Origin of the sequence: Rhizobium sp. R86522 (assembly GCF_042466255.1) — a bacterium.
In the GTDB taxonomy this organism is placed as follows: domain Bacteria; phylum Pseudomonadota; class Alphaproteobacteria; order Rhizobiales; family Rhizobiaceae; genus Allorhizobium.
In genome coordinates this window covers 478,283-500,018 of record NZ_JAXHBX010000001.1, presented here as the reverse complement: position 1 = coordinate 500,018, position 21,736 = coordinate 478,283, and the positions used below count along the sequence as shown (strand labels likewise).

21 protein-coding genes are annotated in these 21,736 nt (G+C 62.0%); 7 read left to right on the top strand and 14 right to left on the bottom strand.

Annotation, left to right across the window (positions count from 1 at the left end; translation table 11 throughout):
- Positions 1-158: 158 nt before the first annotated feature.
- On the top strand, positions 159-1,994 hold the full coding sequence (locus SJY08_RS02340; RefSeq protein ID WP_377274595.1) for a HAMP domain-containing methyl-accepting chemotaxis protein: 1,836 nt from the start codon (positions 159-161) through the stop codon (positions 1,992-1,994).
- 80 nt (positions 1,995-2,074) lie between these two features.
- Here SJY08_RS02340 and SJY08_RS02335 read toward each other — a convergent pair whose 3' ends face one another.
- The 4 genes from SJY08_RS02335 to odc2 form a co-directional block, all read right to left on the bottom strand.
- A complete protein-coding gene (locus SJY08_RS02335; protein ID WP_377274594.1) occupies positions 2,075-2,698 on the bottom strand; it encodes an outer membrane protein in 624 nt (207 codons plus the stop codon).
- Between the two features lie 400 nt (positions 2,699-3,098).
- Positions 3,099-3,797: an OmpW family protein gene (locus SJY08_RS02330; RefSeq protein ID WP_377274593.1), complete on the bottom strand. Its 699-nt coding sequence runs from the start codon at positions 3,795-3,797 to the stop codon at positions 3,099-3,101.
- A 262-nt stretch (positions 3,798-4,059) separates the two neighbouring features.
- On the bottom strand, positions 4,060-4,656 hold the full coding sequence (locus SJY08_RS02325) for a GNAT family N-acetyltransferase (RefSeq protein WP_377274592.1): 597 nt from the start codon (positions 4,654-4,656) through the stop codon (positions 4,060-4,062).
- A 69-nt stretch (positions 4,657-4,725) separates the two neighbouring features.
- Positions 4,726-5,859 carry an ornithine/lysine decarboxylase gene (odc2, locus tag SJY08_RS02320; protein WP_054148169.1) on the bottom strand — a complete coding sequence of 378 codons (1,134 nt, stop codon included), beginning with the start codon at positions 5,857-5,859 and terminating at the stop codon, positions 4,726-4,728.
- Positions 5,860-6,437: 578 nt separating this feature from the next.
- Between odc2 and SJY08_RS02315 the strand changes: the two genes are divergently transcribed.
- The 3 genes from SJY08_RS02315 (at position 6,438) to SJY08_RS02305 (ending at position 9,180) form a co-directional block, all read left to right on the top strand.
- The gene (locus tag SJY08_RS02315) at positions 6,438-7,331 is read left to right on the top strand and encodes a LysR family transcriptional regulator (protein ID WP_054148168.1); all 894 of its coding nucleotides are present in this window, start codon (positions 6,438-6,440) and stop codon (positions 7,329-7,331) included.
- An 89-nt stretch (positions 7,332-7,420) separates the two neighbouring features.
- Positions 7,421-8,065: a DUF1007 family protein gene (locus SJY08_RS02310; protein ID WP_377274591.1), complete on the top strand. Its 645-nt coding sequence runs from the start codon at positions 7,421-7,423 to the stop codon at positions 8,063-8,065.
- A complete protein-coding gene (locus SJY08_RS02305) occupies positions 8,059-9,180 on the top strand; it encodes a nickel/cobalt transporter (protein WP_054148166.1) in 1,122 nt (373 codons plus the stop codon). Before SJY08_RS02310 ends, SJY08_RS02305 begins: the two co-directional genes overlap by 7 nt.
- A gap of 5 nt (positions 9,181-9,185) precedes the next feature.
- On the opposite strand, the gene SJY08_RS02300 is transcribed toward SJY08_RS02305, so the two are convergent.
- The 4 genes from SJY08_RS02300 to SJY08_RS02285 all read right to left on the bottom strand — a co-directional run bounded on the left by SJY08_RS02300 (position 9,186) and on the right by SJY08_RS02285 (position 11,821).
- Positions 9,186-9,587 carry a hypothetical protein gene (locus SJY08_RS02300; RefSeq protein ID WP_236759285.1) on the bottom strand — a complete coding sequence of 134 codons (402 nt, stop codon included), beginning with the start codon at positions 9,585-9,587 and terminating at the stop codon, positions 9,186-9,188.
- Positions 9,588-9,601: 14 nt separating this feature from the next.
- Positions 9,602-10,291 carry a GNAT family N-acetyltransferase gene (locus SJY08_RS02295; RefSeq protein WP_377274590.1) on the bottom strand — a complete coding sequence of 230 codons (690 nt, stop codon included), beginning with the start codon at positions 10,289-10,291 and terminating at the stop codon, positions 9,602-9,604.
- Positions 10,292-10,396: 105 nt separating this feature from the next.
- Positions 10,397-11,095, bottom strand: coding sequence for a tellurite resistance TerB family protein (locus SJY08_RS02290; RefSeq protein WP_153762779.1), 699 nt, complete (start codon positions 11,093-11,095; stop codon positions 10,397-10,399).
- 87 nt (positions 11,096-11,182) lie between these two features.
- Positions 11,183-11,821, bottom strand: coding sequence for a 2-dehydro-3-deoxy-phosphogluconate aldolase (locus SJY08_RS02285; protein WP_054148163.1), 639 nt, complete (start codon positions 11,819-11,821; stop codon positions 11,183-11,185).
- Between the two features lie 157 nt (positions 11,822-11,978).
- Here SJY08_RS02285 and SJY08_RS02280 point away from each other — a divergent pair, with 157 nt between their 5' ends.
- Both SJY08_RS02280 and SJY08_RS02275 read left to right on the top strand, forming a co-directional pair.
- On the top strand, positions 11,979-12,461 hold the full coding sequence (locus SJY08_RS02280; RefSeq protein WP_054148162.1) for a CYTH domain-containing protein: 483 nt from the start codon (positions 11,979-11,981) through the stop codon (positions 12,459-12,461).
- Positions 12,451-13,359, top strand: coding sequence for a CHAD domain-containing protein (locus tag SJY08_RS02275; RefSeq protein ID WP_377274589.1), 909 nt, complete (start codon positions 12,451-12,453; stop codon positions 13,357-13,359). Before SJY08_RS02280 ends, SJY08_RS02275 begins: the two co-directional genes overlap by 11 nt.
- Here SJY08_RS02275 and SJY08_RS02270 read toward each other — a convergent pair.
- From SJY08_RS02270 to SJY08_RS02255, 4 genes are read right to left on the bottom strand one after another with little or no spacing between them, the layout of a single operon-like run.
- The gene (locus tag SJY08_RS02270; protein ID WP_377274588.1) at positions 13,356-14,759 is read right to left on the bottom strand and encodes an ABC transporter ATP-binding protein; all 1,404 of its coding nucleotides are present in this window, start codon (positions 14,757-14,759) and stop codon (positions 13,356-13,358) included. The two genes, SJY08_RS02275 and SJY08_RS02270, sit on opposite strands and share 4 nt — an antisense overlap.
- A complete protein-coding gene (locus SJY08_RS02265) occupies positions 14,756-15,574 on the bottom strand; it encodes an ABC transporter permease (RefSeq protein WP_377274587.1) in 819 nt (272 codons plus the stop codon). Before SJY08_RS02265 ends, SJY08_RS02270 begins: the two co-directional genes overlap by 4 nt.
- Positions 15,571-16,506 carry an ABC transporter permease gene (locus tag SJY08_RS02260; protein WP_377274586.1) on the bottom strand — a complete coding sequence of 312 codons (936 nt, stop codon included), beginning with the start codon at positions 16,504-16,506 and terminating at the stop codon, positions 15,571-15,573. Before SJY08_RS02260 ends, SJY08_RS02265 begins: the two co-directional genes overlap by 4 nt.
- Complete coding sequence (locus SJY08_RS02255; RefSeq protein WP_377274585.1) at positions 16,503-18,020, bottom strand: ABC transporter substrate-binding protein; 1,518 nt, start codon at positions 18,018-18,020, stop codon at positions 16,503-16,505. Before SJY08_RS02255 ends, SJY08_RS02260 begins: the two co-directional genes overlap by 4 nt.
- Positions 18,021-18,191: 171 nt before the next feature.
- Here SJY08_RS02255 and SJY08_RS02250 point away from each other — a divergent pair, with 171 nt between their 5' ends.
- Positions 18,192-19,136, top strand: a complete 945-nt coding sequence (locus SJY08_RS02250; RefSeq protein WP_377274584.1) for a rhodanese-related sulfurtransferase — start codon at positions 18,192-18,194, stop codon at positions 19,134-19,136.
- Positions 19,137-19,163: 27 nt separating this feature from the next.
- On the opposite strand, the gene SJY08_RS02245 is transcribed toward SJY08_RS02250, so the two are convergent.
- Together SJY08_RS02245 and SJY08_RS02240 are read right to left on the bottom strand one after the other, a co-directional pair.
- Positions 19,164-19,412, bottom strand: a complete 249-nt coding sequence (locus tag SJY08_RS02245; protein WP_377274583.1) for a hypothetical protein — start codon at positions 19,410-19,412, stop codon at positions 19,164-19,166.
- Positions 19,413-19,480: 68 nt separating this feature from the next.
- Positions 19,481-21,715 carry a putative bifunctional diguanylate cyclase/phosphodiesterase gene (locus tag SJY08_RS02240; RefSeq protein ID WP_377274582.1) on the bottom strand — a complete coding sequence of 745 codons (2,235 nt, stop codon included), beginning with the start codon at positions 21,713-21,715 and terminating at the stop codon, positions 19,481-19,483.
- Positions 21,716-21,736: the final 21 nt, after the last annotated feature.

The window sequence follows — 21,736 nt, the reverse complement described above, 5'->3', positions numbered from 1 at the left end:
CTATTTTCGGGGAGGACGAGCGAGAGACAACAAAGCCGCGTCTCGTCTGACTGCAACAATTCTCCGCAGCCCATCCCAATTTCTCTTCAACCACGGCATCCTGCCGAGGCGCAGACGCATGCGCCTGTCCGGCGGGCGGATTTGCAAACGGACGCAACATGTATCTCAACCTAAAAATCGTGGTGACGGCAGCGGGTCTTGCCCTTGCCGCCGGCATCGTCGCCGTCGCTGGCGTGGGTGCACAGACGCTGCAGACGCTCAAGGTCAACGGGCCGATCTATAAAGAGATCGTCGACGGCAAGGACTTGATCGCCGACATCCTTCCTCCGCCGCTATACCTGATTGAATCCTACGCGCTCGCCAACGAGGTCTTCATCCATCCCGACACTGCAGCGGTCAACGTGCCCCGCTTCGACGTACTGAAGGCGCTCTACGACGAGCGACGCGAATACTGGAAGAACTCCACCCTGCCAGACGCACTGCGCGCAAAGCTCTACGACGAAGTCATCGCCAAGGGCGATCGCTACTGGAGCACGCTTCAAAATGACCTGAAGCCCGCTCTTTCGGCCGCCGATGGCAGCGCTGTCACGCCGATCCTGTCGAAACTCAAGGTCGAATTCCACGATCACGAGACCTCCGTAAACCAGCTCGTGACAATGGCGAGCGATTACCTTGTCAGTCGCGAATCCTATGCGGCCGCACAAACGTCCAGCCGTGAGCTTCTCCTGCTGACGCTCGGCCTGCTGCTCATCACGACTGCGCTCGGCAGCGTCTACTTCATCCACCGCCGCGCGCTGAAGCCGCTTGGAGAAATCACCGATTTCATGACCAATATGGCAGGCGGCGATTTCACCGCCACCGTTCCCCATGCACACAGAAAGGACGAAATCGGCCATATCGCGGCAGCCGTCGAGGTCTTCCGTCAGGCTGGCCTCGAAAATCAGCGCCTGCAATCCGAAACCGAAACCGCCCGCGCCGAGGTGGACCGCGAGCGGGCTCTGCGCGACAAGGACCGGATGATCGAGGCCGAGGCCCTGCGCTTTGTCATCGAGGCCTTGGGCGCAGGCCTTCATCGCCTTGCCGAATGCAACATTCGCCTGACGTTGGACGATGCCTTCGATCCGCGCTTCGAGCCACTCCGCCACGACTTCAATCACTCCATCGCAACCTTCCAGACGACCTTGGAAAAGGTCATGGAGGAGACCCGCCGCCTGCTGGAGAACAGCCAGGAAATGCGAGAGGCCTCGGCCAACCTTGCAAACCGGACCGAGCAGCAAGCGGCAGCCCTCGAAGAGACATCCACTGCCCTTGAACAGGTAACCGCCACCGTGCGTCTCTCCGCCCAGCGCACCAGCGATACGCGTGAACTGGTAAGAGAGGCGAAAAACTGTGCCATGGCCTCAGGAGGTGTTGTTCGCTCCGCCGTGTCTGCCATGGAGCGGATCGAAACCGCCTCTGCCGAGATCGGCCAGATCATCGGCGTCATCGACGAAATCGCCTTCCAGACAAACCTTTTGGCGCTGAACGCCGGTGTGGAGGCGGCGCGCGCAGGCGAAGCCGGCAAGGGCTTCGCGGTCGTCGCCCAGGAGGTACGGGAACTGGCGCAACGCTCGGCAAACGCTGCACGCGACATCAAGGGGCTAATCCAGAAGTCGAGCGTCGAAGTGTCTTCCGGTGTCCAGCTGGTCGGCGAAACCGGCCACGTACTCGATCAGATCGGCGATTTCGTCAGCCGTATCGACAGCAATGTCGATGCGATCGCAACCGCTGCCCGGGAACAGGCAACCGGTCTTCAGGAAATCGGTCAAGCCATCAACAGCATCGACCAGATGACGCAGCAGAACGCCGCCATGGTCGAGGAAACCACTGCCATCGGTCATACGCTGGCAGACGGCGCGGTCTTGCTGACGACCCTCGTCAATCGTTTTGAGCTCAATCGCCGCACCGAAATCAGGGACGCAAACGCCAGGACACTCGAACATCGGGCCGCTTGAGCCGGCGAGGTCTAGCCCCAACAAAAAACGCCCGGCCGTCCCAAGGAACGGCCGGGCGCTTTATCAATGGATCGATCAGATCAGAACTTGACTGCGAGACCGACGTTGACCGTGTGCTGGTTGAAGTCGACGTTACGACCGCCAACGTTGCCATCGCCGAAATCATTGTAACGATATTCAACGCGGGTGAACATGCGGTCAGTCAGGGCGTAGTCGACGCCACCACCGACGGTCCAGCCGTGGAGCGTGTCGTCGCCGCCGGGGCCTTCAAGGTTGGTGCCGGTGTAACCACCCGCCGCGAACAGAAGCGCGCGATCCATGGCATAGCCGATACGGGCGCGGGTCGACCAGTTCAGGCCGGTTTCGAAGTCACCGACGCCAGCGACAGTTTCCTCGTTCCAGTCGTAGTTCAAGTCGCCTTCGAGACCGACAACGAGCTGGTTGCCGAGATCCCAGTTGTAGCCAACGAAGCCGCCGAAGCGTGCGCCGTCGAAGTCAGCGTTGCCGGCACCGGCAACGTCCGCGTCACCCCAACCGTAGCCGGTGAGGATACCTGCATAGCCACCTGCCCAGGAAAACTGCGGCGCGGTTTCGATGACAGCCACCGGCGGTTCAGCCGGAGCTTCGTAGATGGCGTCAGCCGCGAAAGCCGAGGTCGAAATCGCCAGAGCGGCGGCAGATCCGAGAAGGATGCTCTTCATCATGTTTTTAACTCCTGTGTTACAAGGTCGCTTATAACGCCATCTCTGGTTAATGTATGTGATGATTATACAACATAACCACCTAAACCTATCCGGCGTATTTGTTCCCGCCCGTGCGAAATTTTTCGCGCCGGACCCCGCAGCAAGAAGCGATGAACGAGAAGATAGTTCCCGCTCGTGGCGGAAAAAAGGACGGCTCTTGTCAGGACTGTGTGAGGAGTGCGTGAGTTTTGCCACACCGACTGTCGCAGAAGCCGCCACCGGATCTGCCCCGGCCACTAAGGCTCCAGTACCGGACTACATTTGCGAATGACCAGCGAGATCGTCTCGGGGTGTTGAGGGCGAGCTCTCTGGCCCGCCCCTTTTTCAAGAATACCGCATCCGGACCGGATGCGGTTTCCGTTCAGAACCTGTAAGTGATACCCGCGCCGATCAGCCACGGATCGAGCTTGGCCTTGCCGGAGTAATTGGTACCGCCGATGGTCGCGTCGAAGTCGGCCTTCAGGAACAGCTTCTTGACATCGAAGTTGACGCCCCAATGTTCGTTGATCATGTAGTCGGCCCCGACCTGCAGCGCCGTGCCGAAGGTGTTCTTGACGTCGAGCGCGGTCGCTGCGTCGCCCTTCTGGCTGTAGAACATGGTGTAGTTGACGCCGGCGCCGACATAGGGCTTGAACGCGCCGAAATCGGTAAAGTGGTACTGCAGCGTCAGTGTCGGCGGCAGAAGCCAGCTCTTGCCGACCTTGCCGACAGCAGCCAGGCTCCCCTCCGCGTAGATGTTCGAATAGGTCGTGCCGAGGATCAGTTCGGCGGCAAAATTGTCGGTCAGATAATAGGTGATGTCGAGTTCGGGGATCACGCTGTCACTGTAGGATAAATCCGAACCGCCAACGCCGTTCACCGAACCCGAATCATTGGTGATGACTCCGAGACCGCGCACGCGGACCTGCCAGGGGCTTGGCGCGGCGAACGCCTCGGTCGCCGCTTCCGGTGCCGGCTCCATAAGCGGCGCTATGTCCGCCGCGAAGACTGCCGGGGCAAGCAGCAACAGTATGGCGGTCGTGGCAAGAGCGCGGGTCGAGGCAGTCCGGACGGTGGTCATCATTCTCTCCTTGAAACAACTGGTGGCGTGGAGCCGACGCCAGCTAGCAGCCCGGAAGAGACGAGCATCTTGAGCCAGATCAATAGGTTAGATCTTGATTATATAAAACAACCATCGCCGCAGTGACTGTGACCGGTGCGACACAACCAGAGTTGACGATTGAAAAACCCACCTGAGACCCTGCCCGAACAGAGCGCAAAGCAAAGGGCCCGGCGCGACGAATCGCGGCCGGGCCCTTCAGCAAGCATCTGGGCGCCTTCAATCAGGCTGCGCGGCGCGAGACCATCGGCTGTGACAGCTTGCGACCGGACGCGACCACCATGCCGGCAGCTCCTTCGAGCCAGCCGGGCGCGAGTTCCAGCGCCAGGAAGCGGTCACGCGCAAACGGACCCGGCATTACCAGATGCTGCGTCTTGTCGGCGAAGAAGCCGAAACGCTCGTAGTAAGGCGCGTCACCCACGAGAAGCACGGCGCCATGGCCGCGCTTGCGGGCCTCAAGAAGCGCAGCCCGCATCAGTGCCGCTCCAATCCCCTTGCCCTCATGGGCGCAGTCGACGGCAAGCGGACCGAGCAGCAGCGCGTCGATTGCCTGGCCTTCACGGCTGACGCCGGCCTCGATACTCCAAAGACGCACGGTTCCGATGACGTGGCCAGCCCGATCGCGGGCGACGAGTGCCAGCCCTTCGGCTGGAATGCGACCACTGCAAATCTTCTCCGACGACTTCTTGCGGCGGTCGCGGCCCATGGTGCGGTCAAGCAGCGCTTCGCGCGCGACCACGTCGGCCGGCGTTTCATGATCGATGACAAATGCAGGCGCCGGCGCAAAAAGCGCGCGCATGCTTTCCAGAACAGCGGCCATTCTGGCCTCCCATCCCAAGCGATGACGATAATTGTGAGGGTCCGCGCCGGTTGGCCGGCGCGGGAGACGTCAGATGACGTAAGACTTCAGCGGGTCGAAGCCGTTGAACGCCACCGCCGAGTAGGTGGTGGTGTAGGCGCCGGTACCCTCGATCAGAACCTCATCGCCGATCGAAAGCGAGATCGGCAGCGGATACATGTTCTTCTCATAGAGCACATCGGCGGAATCGCAGGTCGGACCGGCGAGAACGCATGGCGCCATGTCGTCGGCGTCACGGACGGTGCGGATCGGGTAACGGATCGCTTCGTCCATGGTTTCGGCGAGACCGCCGAACTTGCCGATGTCGAGGAACACCCAGCGATGCTCGTCATTGTCAGACTTCTTCGAGATCAGAACGACTTCCGCCTTGATCACGCCAGCATTGCCGACCATGCCGCGGCCCGGCTCGATGATGGTCTGCGGGATGTTGTTGCCGAAGTGCTTCTTCAGCGACGCGTTGATCGCCTGACCATAAGCTTCTGCCGACGGGATGTCGCGCAGGTACTTGGTCGGGAAACCACCACCCATGTTGACCATCTTCAAGACGATGCCCTGCTTGGCGAGCGAGTTGAACACGCGCTTCGCATCGGCAAGGGCGCCGTCCCAGGCATCGACCTTGGTCATCTGCGAACCGACATGGAACGAGACGCCAAAGGACTCGAGGCCGAGCTGGTGTGCATAGACAAGCACGTCGACGGCCATCTGCGGCACGCAGCCGAACTTGCGGGAAAGTGGCCATTCGGCACCTTCGCCATCCGTGAGGACGCGGCAGAACACACGGGCGCCAGGAGCGGCACGCGCGATCTTCTCGACTTCCTCATGGCTGTCGACGGCATAGAGGTTGACGCCGAGCGCGAAGGCACGCGCGATGTCACGCTCCTTCTTGATGGTGTTGCCAAACGAGATGCGCGAAGCATCTGCACCGGCATCGAGCGCCATCTGGATCTCGGCAACGGAAGCGCAGTCGAAGTTCGAGCCCAGCGAGGCCAGGAGCTGGAGGATCTCCGGCGCCGGGTTCGCCTTGACTGCGTAGTAGATGGCGCTGTCCGGCAGGGCATGACGGAAGGCACCGAAATTGTCGCGCACGACGTCGAGGTCGACCACGAGGCAGGGACCTTCAGGACGGCGGGTGTTGATGAAGTCGAGGATGCGAGCAGTGGTCATCGGTCTAACCCTTCCAAAATTCCAAGGATGTCCGAAGCTGCCAAGCTTCGGGTGGACAAAGGACGGCGAGACATCGCTCGAAACCAGTCGGTGGAGACACCGGTACCGTACGAACGCTCGACGCGCGAAACGATGGATAGACGCACTCTGGAACGAGCACATTAATCCGCTTTGTCTGCCATGGATTGGAGGGAGACCCTACCGCACTTCCGGCAATGATGGTGTGCCTCTGAAGTAACTCCAGCTGATGGAAAGCCGGAAGAGACTAGAAAGGCCCGCACCGTCGTTGCTTCGTATGTCCTCGCATTTTCCGGTTGGCCGGAATAGCGACTGGAGGGGTTAGTTCCAGGTACCTTACCGATAACCTCACCTTAGGGATAAATCCCAGTTCGAGGGTCGGCGGACACACACGGGCACGTGCGACTTTGGGCTGAGCAGGAGATAAGAAATGTCCTCGTCATAATCAAGAGATTTTTTGAGGCCGCACGGAAGTTTTTTCGCGGTTTCTGCGGCAGCTATTGAACGAAGCGTGGGCTTTGTTCACAATCCGGCAACTTTGCGAGGGGAATGGGACGAGAATGGACACGCTGACGCGCATCAGAGCCTTCATCGACGTGGTGGAAGCAGAGGGTTTTTCCGCTGCCGCCCGCAAGACGGGCCGCTCAAAGGCACTTTTGTCCAAGTATGTCCGGGAGTTGGAGGATGAACTCGGCGCCCTCCTGCTCAATCGCACCACCCGGCAGTTCTCGTTGACCGAAGCCGGCCACACCTATTTTCGCACCGCCGCAGACATCTTGAAGGAGATCGACAACCTTGCAGACCTGGTGCGCGAGAACAATGCCGACCTGAAGGGCAAGCTCAAGGTCACCGTTCCCCGCACCTTCATCGATGCCGATGTCGGGCAGTCGCTGATCGATTTCGCCAGGGAGAACCCGCAGCTCTCGCTCGAAATCGTCGCGGAAGACCGATTCGTCGACCTGATCGAGGAGGGCTTCGACCTCGGCATCCGAATCACCAAGCTTGACGATTCCGGCATGATCGCCCGCAAGCTCTCCGACTTCCGCGTCTATGCCTGCGCGACACCGGCCTTCATCGCGGAAAACGGCCCGCTGGTGCATCCGAGCGAGTTGTCCCGCATCCCCTTCCTGATCGATACCAATTCACGCTCCCACAACAGCCTGCGCTTCATGGAGGCGGATGGCGACATGATCTCGGTCAATGTGTCGGGCCCCATCGAGGTCAACAGCCCGCTGGCGACCCTGCGCGCTGCACGGGCCGGAATGGGCGTCGCCATGATCCCCGACTTCATTGCCCGCCCCTATCTGGCGTCGGGCGAACTGGTCTCGCTCTTCGACGACTTCATCGCCAAGGACCGCGGCATCTACGCCGTCTATCCGCACCGCCGTTACCTGCCGGCCAAGGTTCGCGCCTTCGTCGACTACCTTCACGCATGGTTCAAGCGCTACTCCTGAGCCGTGAGCGCCACATCGGGTCCCACTTTTGTCCCATTCATCGGACAGGGAGAGACCTCAAGCGGGAAATCGGGAAGGGTTTTGGGAGCATGCTGAAGAGGCTCGGTTACTGGGCGGCCGCAACGGTCACAGCCTTTGCCACACCGGCACTTTCCCATCCGCATATCTTCGCCGAGGCCCGGCTCGAGATCGTAGCGGCCGATGACGGCACGCTGAAGGAACTGCGCAATGTCTGGCGCTTCGACGACATCTTCTCCTCAAGCGTTCTCATGGACTTCGACAAGAACAGCGACCTGAAGCTCGACCACAGCGAGTTGAACGAAATCGCCAATACGATCCGCGATTCGCTGGGCGATTACAGCTATTTCACCTTCATCACCAAGGATGGCGCCACCTCCGAAATTGCGAAGCCCGAGGTCTTCAACGTCGACTTCAAGGACAACCAGCTGCTGGTCTTCTTCGTCGCGAAACCGACGACACCCGTGGCGATCGGCGGCCGGATGAATTTCGGTGTCTACGACCCGACGCTCTACACGGCGATCGACTTCGCCAAGGACGAGGACATGGTGGTCGAGGGCAAGGCCTTCGCGGCCTGCACCCACAAGGTCGTCCGCCCCGATCCGGACGAGGTCATCGCCCAGAACCAGCTCAACCTCACCGAGGCTTTCTTCAGCGACCCGACCGGCAATGACATGGGCAAGCTGTTTGCCACCCGGATGGAGGTCACATGCTGACGACGGCCGGCCGCTTGCGCATTTCGGGTCTCATTGCCGCGACACTGGCGCTTGTGCTTCTCGCAGGCCTCGCCCATGCCGCCTCCCCGCTTGGCATCGGCACGGCCGAACCCAGCTACCAGCCCTCGGGCGGCCCCTTCGCCGAATTGCTGGTCTGGATCAACGCCCACCAGCAGACCTTCTACCGATCGCTCACCGAAGCGCTGAAGGCCATGCGCGAGGATCCCGCAAGTCTCGTCACGCTGGTCGGCCTCTCTTTCTTGTACGGGATTTTCCACGCCGCCGGCCCCGGCCATGGCAAAGCGGTCATCTCGTCCTATCTGCTCGCCAATGAAATCGAGCTGCGCCGCGGCATATTGATCTCCTTCGTCTCGGCATTCCTGCAGGGCCTCGTCGCGATCGCGGTCGTCGGCACTGCCTATGTTGTGCTGCGCGGCACCGCGATCAGCATGACGGATGCGACGCGAACGCTGGAGATTGCGAGCTACGCGATGATCGTCGCCTTCGGCCTGTGGCTATTGGTGCGCAAGCTGAAGGCATCCTTTGCCCAGACAAGTCGGGCGGCCGCAACCACGGGCAGCCTGTTCGAGAGTGCCGACACGTCATCCGGCGGCAGCGTCACGGCCTCGCTGTTTGCCGGTCCGACCGAGACCACCTCGACTGGCGAGACGACCGGCTCACGCTTCCGCGCCCTGGCGGTCGCCCATGATCACGATGCGCTGGCTCCAGGGTCTGTCTGCCACGAATGCGGCATCGCCCACCTGCCCGATCCGAGCCTCGTCGGCGGCAGCGCTTTCAGCCTGCGGGACGCCTGGTCGGCCGTCATCGCGGTCGGCATGCGTCCCTGCTCCGGCGCACTTCTGGTGATGACCTTCTCGCTGCTGAACGGCTTACTGCTCGGCGGCGTGCTGTCGGTTTTCGCCATGGCACTCGGCACCGCGATCACCGTTTCGATTCTCGCCAGCCTTGCGGTCGGCGCCAAGGGCATTGCGCTGAAACTCTCCGGTCCTGGATCGCGCCGCGCAGGCGTCGTCGCAAGCTCGATCGAAGTCGGCGCAGCACTGCTCGTTATCCTGCTCGGCGCCCTTCTTCTCGCAGCCAGCCTGAACGGCTGAGAGAATCAGCTCTGGTCCCCGTCCCGGCTGCGCTGATAGCGTGAGCGGAGCCACAGGATCAGAAACATCGCCATCAGGGCGACGCCACCCACGAAGGCACCGAGTTCGGGCGAGTAGCGCCCGAGCCAGAGCACAACGGTCGGAACGATCAGCATCAGGCCGAAGATCACGGCAACAACGACAGCAGCCTGCGCCGCCGGCGAGCGCGTCGTGCTCGACGTTTCCTCGGACCGCGCGACCTTCTTCGGTTCCGGCAATTTGCTGAAGGCGTAGACCACGACCCCGATCGCCACGCAGATGCCGACCGACCAGGCGACCGTCGCGCTCTGGAAGCTCGCATAGGCAAGTGCGGCAACGGTTATTGCCGTGCCGACATAAAGGATGATGCTGAAGATGTTCGGCTTCACGATTTGCTTTCCTATCAGGTCTCTGAGGCCGCGAGCTCGGCCCGCAGATCCTCCAGCCGACGCCGTTGGCGGCCGGCCTCGTCGAAATTTTCAGGCGAAAGCCAGGCCTCGAAGGAGGCTCGGATCAATGGCCACTCACTGTCGATCATCGAGAACCAGGCGGTGTCGCGATTTCGGCCTTTCGACAGCATGTGCTGGCGGAACACGCCTTCGAAGCTGAAGCCGTAGCGCTTCGCCGTCACCTTGCTCGGCTCGTTCTCGTTGTGGCACTTCCATTCGTAGCGGCGATAGCCGAGATCGTCGAAGACGTGCCGGGCCAGAAGATAATGCGCCTCGGTCGAAAGCGGCGAACGGCTCATGGCAGGACCATGCGCCACACCACCGATTTCCACGACGCCATTGGCCGGATCGGGTCGCATGTAGTTTGCCATGCCGACGATCTTGCCCGTCGCCTTATCTCGGAAGACCTCCGTGACCCAGCCACTTTTCTGGACGGCCGCCAGCCAGGCCTCGAAATCCTCGATGCCGTTGAAATCGGGCTGAGTGAAGTAGGTGAGCAGTGGATTGATCGCAATCCCGCCGAGACCGCTCCAGAGCGGTTCGAGATGCGCGGCTCGATCATAGGGCTCGACCACGACGAAACGCCCCTCCAGCCTGACAGGCTGGGGTGACGGACATCCCTTGAAGGTCGACAGGTCACGCATGAAAACGCCTCGGGCGAAATAATGGCCCGAGGCTTAGGGCACACAGCCGACAAAGGCAACCATCCGGGCAGTCGCGAGGCCCGGACCGGATGCCGCAGCAAAACGTCAGAGGCTGATCTTCGCGGAGGCAACGGTCGCCTCGATATGATCGACCAGCGCATCCGGGAGACCCAAGCGCCCAGCCAGCATGTCGAGGTAACCGCGCTCCGTGCGGGTATCAGGCTCGATTGTCAAACGCGAAGCGGTGTAGATCTCCACCCTCTGCTCCTCGGTCTTGGCCGAAGCAACGAGTGCATCGAGATCGATCGGCTTGGCAAGCTCGGCCTCGATGAAGGCTTCCGCTTCTGCGCCGAGGCCGGAGAGATGGATCTTGTCCATGATCCGCGAGCGCTCGCTGGCATCGATATGGCCATCGGCCTTGGCGGCAGCGATCATCGCCCGCACCAGTGACAGGGCGAAATCATTCGAGATGGCCTGGGGCTCGGTGCTGAAGGGCGAATCCTGCGGCGGCGGCAGAAGTTCCGGCAAGGCCTGTGTCGGCTCGGGTTTCTGACCCGTCTGATAATTCTTGTAGGCCTGGTAGCCGAGACCGGCAATCACGGCGAGGCCGCCGAGCTTAAGCGCGTTGCCGCCGAGCGATCGACCGGTCTTCGTGCCGAGCAGCACGGCAGCAAGCGCGCCGCTCTTCCAGGGGTTGGCCTTCGCCATACCGAGGATATCGTTCCCCTTCTGGCCGATCGAGCCGGATGCTCCCGGCATCTGCGATCCGAGGAATTGATCCAGCAGCTTCTTGGCGTCAAACATCGCGGTCTCCTTGTTAAAACGGTCGCCCCCTAGATAGGAAGCGACCGTGACATTACAAAGAGCCTGCTGGACACGCTGACGAAGATATCAGCCCCTGAGTGCCGATGCTTCGCTCGCAAGCTTGGTTATGCCGGCCCAGTCGCCGGCCGAAACCAGTTCCTTCGGCGCAACCCAGGAGCCGCCGACACAGACGACGTTCGGCAGCGAAAGGTAGTCCATGGCGTTCTTCAGCGAAATCCCGCCGGTCGGGCAGAACAGCGTTCCGGCGAGCGGCGAGGACAGGGCCTTGAGATAGGCGGCACCGCCAGCCTGCTCGGCGGGGAAGAACTTCAGGACCTTGTAGCCCTCTTCGCGCAGCGCCATCACTTCCGAAGCGGTGGCCGCGCCCGGCAGAAGCGGAATGTCGGAGCTCCGTGCCACGTCGAGCAGTTCCTGCGTCGTGCCGGGGCTGACGATGAACTGCGAGCCAGCATCGACGGCTGCGGCATAATGGGCGGCGTTGAGGATGGTACCGGCACCAACGACGGCGCCTTCGACTTCCTGAGCCACGAGCCGGACGGCTTCAAGTGCAGCATCGGTCCGGAGCGTGATCTCGATCGCCTTCAGGCCGCCTGCGACAAGAGCACGCGCCAACGGCACCGCCGTCTTGGCATCCTCAACGATCAAAACCGGCACGACCGGCTGAAGCTTCAAGGTGGAGAGGAGCTTTTCGGTTTTGTCGCCCATGGCAGAACCCTCTTTTTAAAACGATTAGATCGGGTTTTCACTAACCCGCGCCGACCGGATTGTCGAGACCGACAGCTAGCACGGAATCTTTCCAGTTTCCTAACACGGCCGCCTCCGCTATGGTCCACCGGCGTAATTGTTTTCGGAGCGTGAGCGTATGGCGAAGGAAATCGAACGCAAGTTTCTTGTGCGGGACGATGCCTGGAAGGGCGGCGTAACGTCCGAGACCCAGATCAGGCAGGCCTATATCTGCGCCGAAAGCGACCGCTCGGTCCGCATCCGCACCAAGAACGATGCGACCGCCCAGGTCACGATCAAATTCGGCAGCAACCTCCGGGTCCGCGACGAATTCGAATACCCCATCCCCATAGACGACGCCCGCGAAATGATCGGCATTGCCGATGGCCATGTGATCGACAAGACACGCTACACGGTCGATTTTGCCGGCTTCACCTGGGAAGTCGACGTCTTCGCCGGCAATCACCGCGGCCTCGTCATTGCCGAAGTCGAGATGCAGTCGGAGACCGATGATCCCAAGCTGCCCGCATGGCTTGGCCGAGAGGTGACGGGAGACAAGCGGTATTCCAACCAGTCCCTCGCGACCCAGCGAAGCCGCCCGGGGCTGGTGCATGCCCTATAGGATCAGCCCGGACGCCGGACTGGAGACAGAAGTCAGGCGGATCGCCCGCGAACAGCTGGAGCGCGCCATCGCGGCTCTGGAGACCAGACCCGACGGTTTGCACGCGGCGATCCATGAGGCCCGCAAGAAGTTCAAAAGGGTCCGAAACCTCTACCGTCTCGTCGCCTCCGGCGACAGGACGTTCCGGCGCCAGGAGAATACCCGCATTAGCGACACCGCCCGCGGCCTCTCTCTTGTGCGTGACGCGACAGCCCTGATCGAAACCGTCGACCACCTTTCCGAGCACACCCTGACCGATGACGAAGCCGAGACTCTGGATGCGGCTCGCACCGTCCTCGTCCTGAGGCGCGACGACATTGCCTCTTCCGAGACGGATCTCGAGGACAAGGTTCGGCACGCGATCGATCAGTGCCACGCAGCTCATGCAGCGCTCGATGCACTCGAACTTCCCTCGAGACCGGGACACGCGGCGCGCCTTCTGGCCAGAGGCTGGCGCAAGGGTTTGCAGCGTGCGGCGGAGGCACTGGAGTTTTGCGAAGGACAAGGCCATGGCGAGGCCTATCACGACCTGCGCAAGGCGGCCCAGGCCTATTGGATGAACCTCTCGCTGATGCGGGAACTCTGGCCGAGTGCCTTTGCCGCCAAACGGCGGGACGCCAAGAGACTGGTTGACCTGCTTGGCCATGAACACGATTTGACGGTGTTGACGGCCCTGCTCGACCATGAGCCCGAGATCTTCGGTAATGGTGAAGGCCAGTCCTTCCTGCTGGCGATCATCATCCGCCGCCAGCAGGACCTGCGCCGCGAAGCTGTGGCACTTGCCGGTCAGGTCTTCGCCGACCCCGCCAAAGACGAGGCCGGTGTCATCGAGACCCTCTGGCTCCGGGCAACGGCCTAGGCGCTGCCGATGCGCACCTGACGATCACAGGTCTTCTCGATCAGGGTTGCGTCGTGGCTGACAAGCAGAACCGCGCAGTTCCGCTCTCGCGCCAGTTCCGTCAAGAGATCGATGGTCTCCTGCTGGGTGATCAGATCGAGACGCGAAGTCGGCTCATCGGCAAACAGGAAGACAGGGTCGAGCAGCAGCACGCGCAGAAGAGCAAAGCGTTGCAGTTCGCCACCGGAGACCTCCGTCGGGAGGCGCGTCAGAAGCACCTGGGAGAGGCGCAGCCGTTCCATCAGAGGCTGGACGCGCGCCCCATCGAGCCGATGCAGCCGCACCAGATCGGCGATCGCCTCGCCGAGCGTGATCTTCTGCGGAAAGGCAGAAGGCGGATCCTGATAGAGCTTCTGGTAGCGAACGGCAGATGCCTGCGGCAGGCGGGTGACCTCGCCGGCATCGGGTGTCAACAGCCCAAGCAGAACGTCTCCGAGGGAGCTCTTGCCCGATCCGCTCGGCCCCGTGATCCCGACGATCTCGCCGGGACGAAGCGCGATTTCCTGTCCGTCAAACAGCAGCTTGCCGCCACGCGCCTTCTTCAGGCCGGAAGCGATCAGGATCGGGTCGGTATCGTCACGAACTGCCGAAGCACGTTGCGCCCAGTTCTCCGGTTCGGCGGCGATCAGCCGCTGCGTATAGCAGTGCGAGGGCGATGCCAGCACGTCTGCCGCCTCGCCCACTTCGATGATCTTGCCCTCCAGCATGACGGCGAGATCGCCGCCCATCTGCCGGGCGAGCGCCAGATCGTGGGTGATGGTGAGCACCGTGCCCCCCGCCTGCACTTCCTGCATCAGAAGCGCGATCACCTCGTCGCGGCGGGCAACATCGAGCCCCTTGGTCGGCTCGTCGGCGATGATGATGCGCGCGCCACCGGCCCTTGCTGCTGCAAAGACGACACGTTGCGCCATGCCGCCGGAGAGCTGACCCGGGAGCTTTGCCTCGGCATCAAGCACGCCGAGAGCTTCGAGATCGTTCCGGGCCGCATACACGGCCTCGTCTTCGTCGAGACGCCCCAGATAACGATGCCCCTCGGCCACCTGGTCGAGCGCCAACATGGTCGGATCAAGCGCCAGCCAGGGCTCCTGCGGCAGCACGCCGACCTTGCGGCCCCAGAGCGGCCGGAACCGTTTCGGCTCGGCCAGCGACAGGACCTGCCCGTCGATGGTCACAGAACCAGTGGCTACCAGCCCCTCCGGCAAAATCCCGATGATCGCCTGGGCGAGCAGGCTCTTGCCCGAGCCGGTTTCGCCGAGGATGGTGAAGGGCCGTCCGGCCTTGAGGGAAAATGAGACCGGGGCAACGATCTCGCCGGTCACGGCAGAGACGGCCGCGGCTTCGACCGACAGAAGAATGGTCATGGCTTGTCCTTTCCGCCGATCAGCTGCAGGGCGAGCACCATCAGGAAGATCACGGCAATCGGCTGCAACAGCGCATGTGGCGCTTCCTGATAGTAGGGAAGCAGTTCGATCATCATCGCGCCGAGCTCCGGCGTCGGTGGGCGGACCCCGACGCTGACGAAGCCAAGCGCTGCAATCGCCATGATCGCCGAGGCTGCCCCATAGGCGGCAACCGTCAGCAGCATCGGCGCAAGCTCCGGCCAGAGATGCCGGCGCAGGATATAGGCGGGACCGAAGCCGAGCAGACGCGAGGCCTCCACCGCTGGTGACAGCAAGAGCGTTCGCGCCATGGCCCGCGTCAGGCGGAAGTATTCGACCCACAGGACCAGCGAGATGCCGACATAAAGCATCGCCGGATTATCAGGCACGATCGCCGTCAGCATCAGCACCAGAAGCAGCCCCGGAAGTGCGAGGAACGCCTCCGACACCGCACCCACGGCGCGATCGGCAAAACCGCCGCGCCAGGCCGCAAGCACGCCGAGCAGCACGCCGGGGATCATCGCGGTGAACACCGAAAGCAGCGCGAGCCCGAGCGACAGGCGAAGCGCTGCCGCAAGCCGTGCCTGCATCGAGCGACCGAGATGGTCAAAGCCGAACCAGTCGGCAGCACTCGGCACTTGCAGGCTATAGCGCAACGTCTGCTTGAGTGGATCGGCCCCGCCGATCACAAGCGGGAGGAAGGCGAAAGCCAGGAGCCCGCCCAGGATGGCCACGCCAGCCAGCCGACGCATCGGCCAACGCGCCGGGCGCGGCGCCACATAATCGAGCGTCGTCATGTGCTGCGTCTCCGGGGATCCATGCCATGGCAGAAGAGGTCGACAAGCGCATTGAGCGCGACGAACATCAGTCCCATGACCAATGCCGTGCCCTGGATCATCGGCACATCACGGCCGAAGATCGCATGCACCAGCGCATGGCCTATGCCCGGCCAGGCAAACAGCGTCTCGACAACGACGACCCCCTCGACGAGGTAGACGAACTGCACTCCGAGATAGGTGACGATGGGGACGGCAACATTGCGCAATCCATGCCGCGAAAACACCTGCCATTCGCTTAGACCCTTCGTGCGGCCGAAGCTGTAGTAAGGCGAACGCGAAACCGCGACCATGGCATCCCGCGCCACCCGGTTGGAGACGGCCGCAAGACCGAGCGCCAGCGTCAGTGCCGGGAGGACAAGATGCGCACCATGGGTGTGACCTGCCACGGGCAGCAGATTGAAGGTGATCCCGAAGACGATGATCAGGATGAGGCCGACGACGAATTGCGGCAGAGCTCGCAAACCCGTCGACACCAGCATCAGCGTGCGATCGAGCACACCGCCGGGCCTGAGACCCGCAAGAATGCCGAGCGGCGGACCGATGAACAGCGACAAGACGATCGCGGCCAGCGCCAGTTGGACCGTGTGGCCGAGCTGCATGCCGATCTCTTCGATGACGGGTTTGCCGCTGATGAGCGATGTGCCGAGATCAAGGCGCATGAGGTCGGCCATCCAGTCGAACAGAGCCAGGATCGCCGGTTTGGCGAGATCGAGCTCGGCGGCCACCTTGGCAGCGGCCGCACTGTCGACGACATCGTAGCCATAGCGGCCTGCAGCGATCCGGTAGGCAAGGTCGCCCGGAAGCGACCGTGTCATCACGAAGGAGATGAGCCCCACCATGAACGCCACCAGAGCCGCCTGGATCAGGCGGTTCAGAATGGCCTTCGTCATTTCGCCCACCGCATGGTTTCGAGACCGAAGCTGAGTTCGAACGGATCGATCGCCGCCCCCTCGAGCTTCGGCGAAAAGGCTACCGTCTGCTGATACCAGGCCAGCGGAATGACCGGCAATTCCGCCTGAATGGCAGCGACGGCCTGATGGCGCAGCGCCTCGCCTTCAGCGGGGTCCGTCACGCGGGTCAGATCATCCAGCGCCTTTTCGAAGCCGGCATTCGTCCAGTTCATGGCACCCCAGTCACCACCACCGGGGCCGTAGTCGGAGAGCATGGTGCCGATCGGGTCAGGAACCAGCGCGAAGTTGCGCGCCATCAGCGCGAGTTCGAGCGAACCATCCTGATGCTTGGCCGGGATCTCGGAGGAATTGGTCGAGTTGATGGTGAGCGCAACGCCGATTTCCTTCAACTGATCCTGCAACACAGCGGCAATCAGCGGCAGTTCAGGACGATCGGGATAAGTGGTGAGCGTCAGAGCAAACGGCTTGCCATCCTTGACCAGAATGCCGTCATCACCAGGTAGCCAGCCAAGTTCGGCCAGAAGCGCCTTCGCCTTGTCGACATCATAACCGAGCGGTGCCAGATCGGCATCGTGCCAGATCTTCAGGCTCGGCGGGAAAAGCTGGGTGGCAGCCGCCGGATAGCGCAGGATGGCGACGGCAAGGCCTTCCCGGTCGATGGCGAGGCTAAGCGCCTCGCGCGCCTTGACGTCGGCGAGAAAAGGATGACCGGCATTGACCTTGAGCAGCACGCTGCGCGGGATCGAGACAGACTGTAGCTCGACCTTGTCGCTCTTCGAAAGCCGTGTGCGGCTGGCGGGATCGAGGTTGAAGACATAATCTGCGTCACCGCTCTCGGCCATCAACGCGCGGGTCTCGGCACGGCTCACCGAAAGATAGGTCGCTTTTTCGATCTCCGGCTTCTCGCCCCAGTAGTCGGCAAAGCGCTCGACGGCGAGGCTTTGCGGCGGCTCGATCTTCGTTAGCTTGAACGGTCCCGTTCCGATGATCGCCTTCACGTCAGCGCCTTCATAAGAGGCCGGTGCCAGGATCTGCGCACGGTTCTCGGCGAGAAAGGCGAGCAGTGGCACGAAAGGCTTCGTCAGCGAGACGACGAGCGTGCCCTCCCCCTCGGCCTTGATGTCGGCGATCGGTGCCTTGCTCAGAAGTCCGACCTTGTCCTTGGCAGTCCGGAGCGCAGAGGCGACTGCCTCCGCCGTCAGTGCGGTGCCGTCCTGGAACCTGACGCCCGACTGCAGCTCGAAGCGCCAGCTCAGGCCGTCGTCGCTGACTGTCCAGCTCTTGGCCAATGCTGGCACCGGATTACCATCCTTGTCCGCCTCGACCAGGGTCTCGACGATCCCCATGCGCAGGAAAATGTCGCCCGACTTGGACGGATCGAGACCGCCGATTTCAAAGGGCGCGACGATGTCGACGACGCCGTCGTCCGCCATGGTGGGCGCCGCACCGGCGAGCAGAAGCGCGAGTGAGGCTGCGAAGATATTCCTGAACATTAGATCACCTATAATGTTATAAAGTTACACCCCTCTACTCAAAGCTTTTCGCGCTGTCCAGTGCTGCAACGCACCAACGCACAATCGGCGATCGACTTGACGATTTTCAAACTTGCCCGGGCGAACGGAAATCCGTTGCGCAGCAGGGGCCGAGGGGGTATTTCGCAGACCATGACCGAACACACTTCAGCTCCCCGCCCTGAGACAACCGACGCCTTTTGCGTCGCCGCCCTCTATCACTTTGCCAAGTTCCCGCGCTTCGAAAGTTTCCAGGAGCCACTCGAGACCCTTTGCAAAACAGAAGGCGTCAAGGGCACGCTGCTGATTGCCCATGAAGGCATCAACGGCACGATCGCCGGCACCGATGCCGCGATCGCCAAGGTTCTGGCCTTCCTCCGCAGCCAGCCGGAATTCGTGAACCTGGAGCACAAGGAAAGCCGGGCATCCAAGATGCCGTTCCTGCGCATGAAGGTGCGGCTGAAGAAGGAAATCGTCACCATGGGCGTCGAGGACATCGACCCCAACGAGATCGTCGGCACCTATGTCGATCCGAAGGACTGGAACGATCTGATTTCGGATCCCGAGACCATCGTCATCGACACCCGCAACGACTATGAGACGGCAATCGGCATCTTCCGCGGCGCCGTTGACCCGAACACCAAGACGTTTCGCGAGTTTCCCGACTGGGTGAAGAACAATCCCGGGCTGCACAACAAGCCGAAGATCGCCATGTATTGCACCGGCGGCATCCGCTGCGAGAAGGCGACGGCCTTCATGAAGCAACAAGGCTTCGACGAGGTCTACCACCTCAAGGGTGGCATCCTGAAATATCTGGAGGAAGTGCCCGAAGAACAGAGCCTCTGGGACGGCGCCTGCTTCGTTTTTGACGAGCGGGTCTCTGTGACCCATGGCCTGAAAGAGGGCGATCACAGGCTTTGCCATGCCTGCCGCAACCCGATCACGGCAGAGGAACTGACCCATCCGCATTACGAGGAAGGCGTCTCCTGTAGCCATTGCTATCCCGATCGCACCGAAGCCGATCGTGACCGCTATCGTCAGCGCCAATTGCAGATCGCGCTCGCACGGAAGCGTGGCGAAAAGCACATCGGCGGCTGAAAGCCGCCGATGGAATGCTTGGCCTGATCAGCCGGAGATCGTATCTCCGCGCTTCCAGTCTTTGCGGCCCCAGTTTCTGAGACGCATGCGCGGTGCGACCACCAGTGCGAAGAAGGGGGCAGCGGCAAAGGCGGCGATGACGACCAGTGGCAGCAGGACCTTGGCGTGAGCAGCCAAAGCCGGGATCGACAGCACGAGAATGGCGCCGACTCCGAAGATCACGGCACTGATCATCATGCTGCAGACGATTTTAAGCCAGGTATCTGTGGTGAACATGGAATGTCTCCTTTCTGAAAGGAGAAGGCGCAAGACCGACAATCGTTCCCGATCATCCGTTCCTATGCTCAGGCCGGCACGCCACCATCGCGGCCGGCGGCAAAGGCAAGTTCGGCAGCCTTGGCCCGCAGTTCCATCGGTCTCAGCATCAGCGCGGCAATCTGTTCTGGGGACTGCGGACGGCCGAAGAGATAGCCTTGCAACTGGTCGCAGCCAGCAATCCGAAGGATGACGGCCTGCTGCTCGGTCTCGACCCCCTCGGCAGTGACGGGGATGCCGAGCGAGCGGGCGAGAGCCACAGTTGCCTGCAGCATTTCCACGGCCCGATGACCCCGATCGAGTGATTGCACGAGCGACCGGTCGATCTTCATCCGATCGAAGCCGAATTGCCGGAGATAGCCAACACTGGAAAAACCCGCGCCGAAATCATCAAGTGCGATCCTGAGGCCAAGCGACCGCAGCCGGTCCATGGCGAGCCTTGCCCGTTCGGGGCTCTGGATGAAGTAGGTTTCGGTCATCTCCATGACGACCCGACCAGGCTCGATGCGCGCCTCCGCGAAGGTTGCCGCGACATGATCGACAAAGGCCGGATCCCGGAACTGACCGGGAGAAACGTTGACAGAGAGCTTCAGCTCGGGCCAATCGCCAAGCTGGCGAAGAGCCTGGCTGAGAACGCAGAGCCCGAGCTGATCGATCAGCCCGCTGGTCTCGGCGATCGGAATGAACACGTCAGGCGACACCGGCCCATGGCCCCGGCGCGTCCAGCGCGCCAGCGCCTCGACACTGACGAGCGTGAAGGTCTTGGCATCGACGACCGGCTGGTAAACGACCTCGATCTCACCGTGTGCAATGGCCTCGCGCAGATCGATTTCCATCTGATTGCGGTTTTGCCGCTCTTCATCCATGCGGGGGTCGTAGACCGTCCAGCGGCCCCGGCCACCATCCTTGGACGAATACATGGCCATGTCAGCGCGGCGCGTCAGCTCGCCGCCATCGACAAGACCGCCCTCGGAAACGCAGATGCCGATGCTGCATCCGACAACCACGGTCCGTTCGCCCAGAAGTACCGGCTCATCGAAGAAGGCGATGATCGAAGTTGCGAGTGAAAGGGCCCGTTCCTGCGCATCCTTGCCCGTGAGCACGATACCGAATTCGTCGCCACCGATCCGGGCGAGTGACGAAGCATCCCCGACCAGAACAGAAAGGCCGGCCGCGACCGCGCGGATGAGCCGGTCACCCGTTGCATGACCATAGGCGTCATTGACCTCCTTGAAGCCATCCAGATCGAGATAGAGCAGCACGACATCTTCGTTCATGTCGCGCCCGCGTCGCACCTGATCCTCAAGCAACTGGGTCAGGCCGGCTCGATTGAGAAGTCCGCTGAGGCGGTCGGACTGGGCGAGTTTGACGGCATTGGCTTCATCCGCCCGCACCCGGCGCAACTCGGCATTACCGATGATGACGAGCAGGAGGGCATAGATGGTGACGATCACCAGCGCCGCCTTGATCAGGGGCGCGACCTGTTCGCGGCTCTGGTCCCCCGGGGCACGCGGGGTCCAGGCCAGGGAGGCGATGGCCTGACCGGAAGGGGCAGAAATCGTGACGGATGCATTGTTCGTGGATGGCGGCGTGAGGACGAGGCCAGGCAGCACATAGGCGTCGGACAGTCGCTCCACCGTAAGCGGCGAAAGATGCCGGATGAAGGCGAGATAGACCTGCTCTGCCGAAGGAACGCCGACGTCTCCTGATTTCGGACGGATCAGGGCAACGCCGGCAGAACCGATCCCCCTCTGCGTGCGGATGAAGCCGAGCGACTGTGGAACGAGGCCGCTCTGGCCCGAGCGCACCTTGTCGAAGAGCTCCATCAACGCCGGTGTCAGATAACCGCGGGCATCGCCCTCGACCGGCTCCCCGTCAGAATAGGCCATCATCGGACGACCCTCGGCATCGAGCACGATCGCCACGTCGAAGAGGTCGCTATCGAAGGTCATGTCGCCGAAATTGCTGATCATCCAGGCCATGTCCTTGTGGACATAGGCATTAGTCGCGGCATCATCCCAGGCGGTGTAGTCGATCAGTGTCGCGCCCAGCTGATGTTCGAAGGTCTGAACGGCGCCGACGAGCGTTTCGCGCGAGCGTTCCTCGTCCAGATGGTTGGCATAGCTTGCGACACGATCGAGCGCGGTCATCACGATCGAGGCAACCATCATCGCCATGGTCGCGAAAACGACGAGCAAGACTGCGACCGCCACCCGTCGGGTGGCAAGTGGCCGTAGCCGTCTGTCGAAATGGTGAAGCCGCATACGATCTACCCAAGGCTGAAG

Bases quoted from the DNA above. Each gene is read 5' to 3' on its own strand.
- SJY08_RS02270 (WP_377274588.1), bottom strand. From the start codon at position 14,759: ATGACCATTCTTCTGTCGGTCGAAGCCGCGGCCGTCTCTGCCGTGACC.
- SJY08_RS02305 (WP_054148166.1), top strand. From the start codon at position 8,059: ATGCTGACGACGGCCGGCCGCTTGCGCATTTCGGGTCTCATTGCCGCG.
- SJY08_RS02330 (WP_377274593.1), bottom strand. From the start codon at position 3,797: ATGACCACCGTCCGGACTGCCTCGACCCGCGCTCTTGCCACGACCGCC.
- SJY08_RS02290 (WP_153762779.1), bottom strand. From the start codon at position 11,095: ATGTTTGACGCCAAGAAGCTGCTGGATCAATTCCTCGGATCGCAGATG.
- SJY08_RS02310 (WP_377274591.1), top strand. From the start codon at position 7,421: ATGCTGAAGAGGCTCGGTTACTGGGCGGCCGCAACGGTCACAGCCTTT.
- SJY08_RS02265 (WP_377274587.1), bottom strand. From the start codon at position 15,574: ATGACGACGCTCGATTATGTGGCGCCGCGCCCGGCGCGTTGGCCGATG.
- SJY08_RS02285 (WP_054148163.1), bottom strand. From the start codon at position 11,821: ATGGGCGACAAAACCGAAAAGCTCCTCTCCACCTTGAAGCTTCAGCCG.
- SJY08_RS02340 (WP_377274595.1), top strand. From the start codon at position 159: ATGTATCTCAACCTAAAAATCGTGGTGACGGCAGCGGGTCTTGCCCTT.
- SJY08_RS02280 (WP_054148162.1), top strand. From the start codon at position 11,979: ATGGCGAAGGAAATCGAACGCAAGTTTCTTGTGCGGGACGATGCCTGG.
- SJY08_RS02295 (WP_377274590.1), bottom strand. From the start codon at position 10,291: ATGCGTGACCTGTCGACCTTCAAGGGATGTCCGTCACCCCAGCCTGTC.
- SJY08_RS02315 (WP_054148168.1), top strand. From the start codon at position 6,438: ATGGACACGCTGACGCGCATCAGAGCCTTCATCGACGTGGTGGAAGCA.
- SJY08_RS02260 (WP_377274586.1), bottom strand. From the start codon at position 16,506: ATGACGAAGGCCATTCTGAACCGCCTGATCCAGGCGGCTCTGGTGGCG.
- SJY08_RS02240 (WP_377274582.1), bottom strand. From the start codon at position 21,715: ATGCGGCTTCACCATTTCGACAGACGGCTACGGCCACTTGCCACCCGA.
- SJY08_RS02255 (WP_377274585.1), bottom strand. From the start codon at position 18,020: ATGTTCAGGAATATCTTCGCAGCCTCACTCGCGCTTCTGCTCGCCGGT.
- SJY08_RS02335 (WP_377274594.1), bottom strand. From the start codon at position 2,698: ATGATGAAGAGCATCCTTCTCGGATCTGCCGCCGCTCTGGCGATTTCG.
- SJY08_RS02325 (WP_377274592.1), bottom strand. From the start codon at position 4,656: ATGGCCGCTGTTCTGGAAAGCATGCGCGCGCTTTTTGCGCCGGCGCCT.
- SJY08_RS02275 (WP_377274589.1), top strand. From the start codon at position 12,451: ATGCCCTATAGGATCAGCCCGGACGCCGGACTGGAGACAGAAGTCAGG.
- SJY08_RS02250 (WP_377274584.1), top strand. From the start codon at position 18,192: ATGACCGAACACACTTCAGCTCCCCGCCCTGAGACAACCGACGCCTTT.
- odc2 (WP_054148169.1), bottom strand. From the start codon at position 5,859: ATGACCACTGCTCGCATCCTCGACTTCATCAACACCCGCCGTCCTGAA.
- SJY08_RS02245 (WP_377274583.1), bottom strand. From the start codon at position 19,412: ATGTTCACCACAGATACCTGGCTTAAAATCGTCTGCAGCATGATGATC.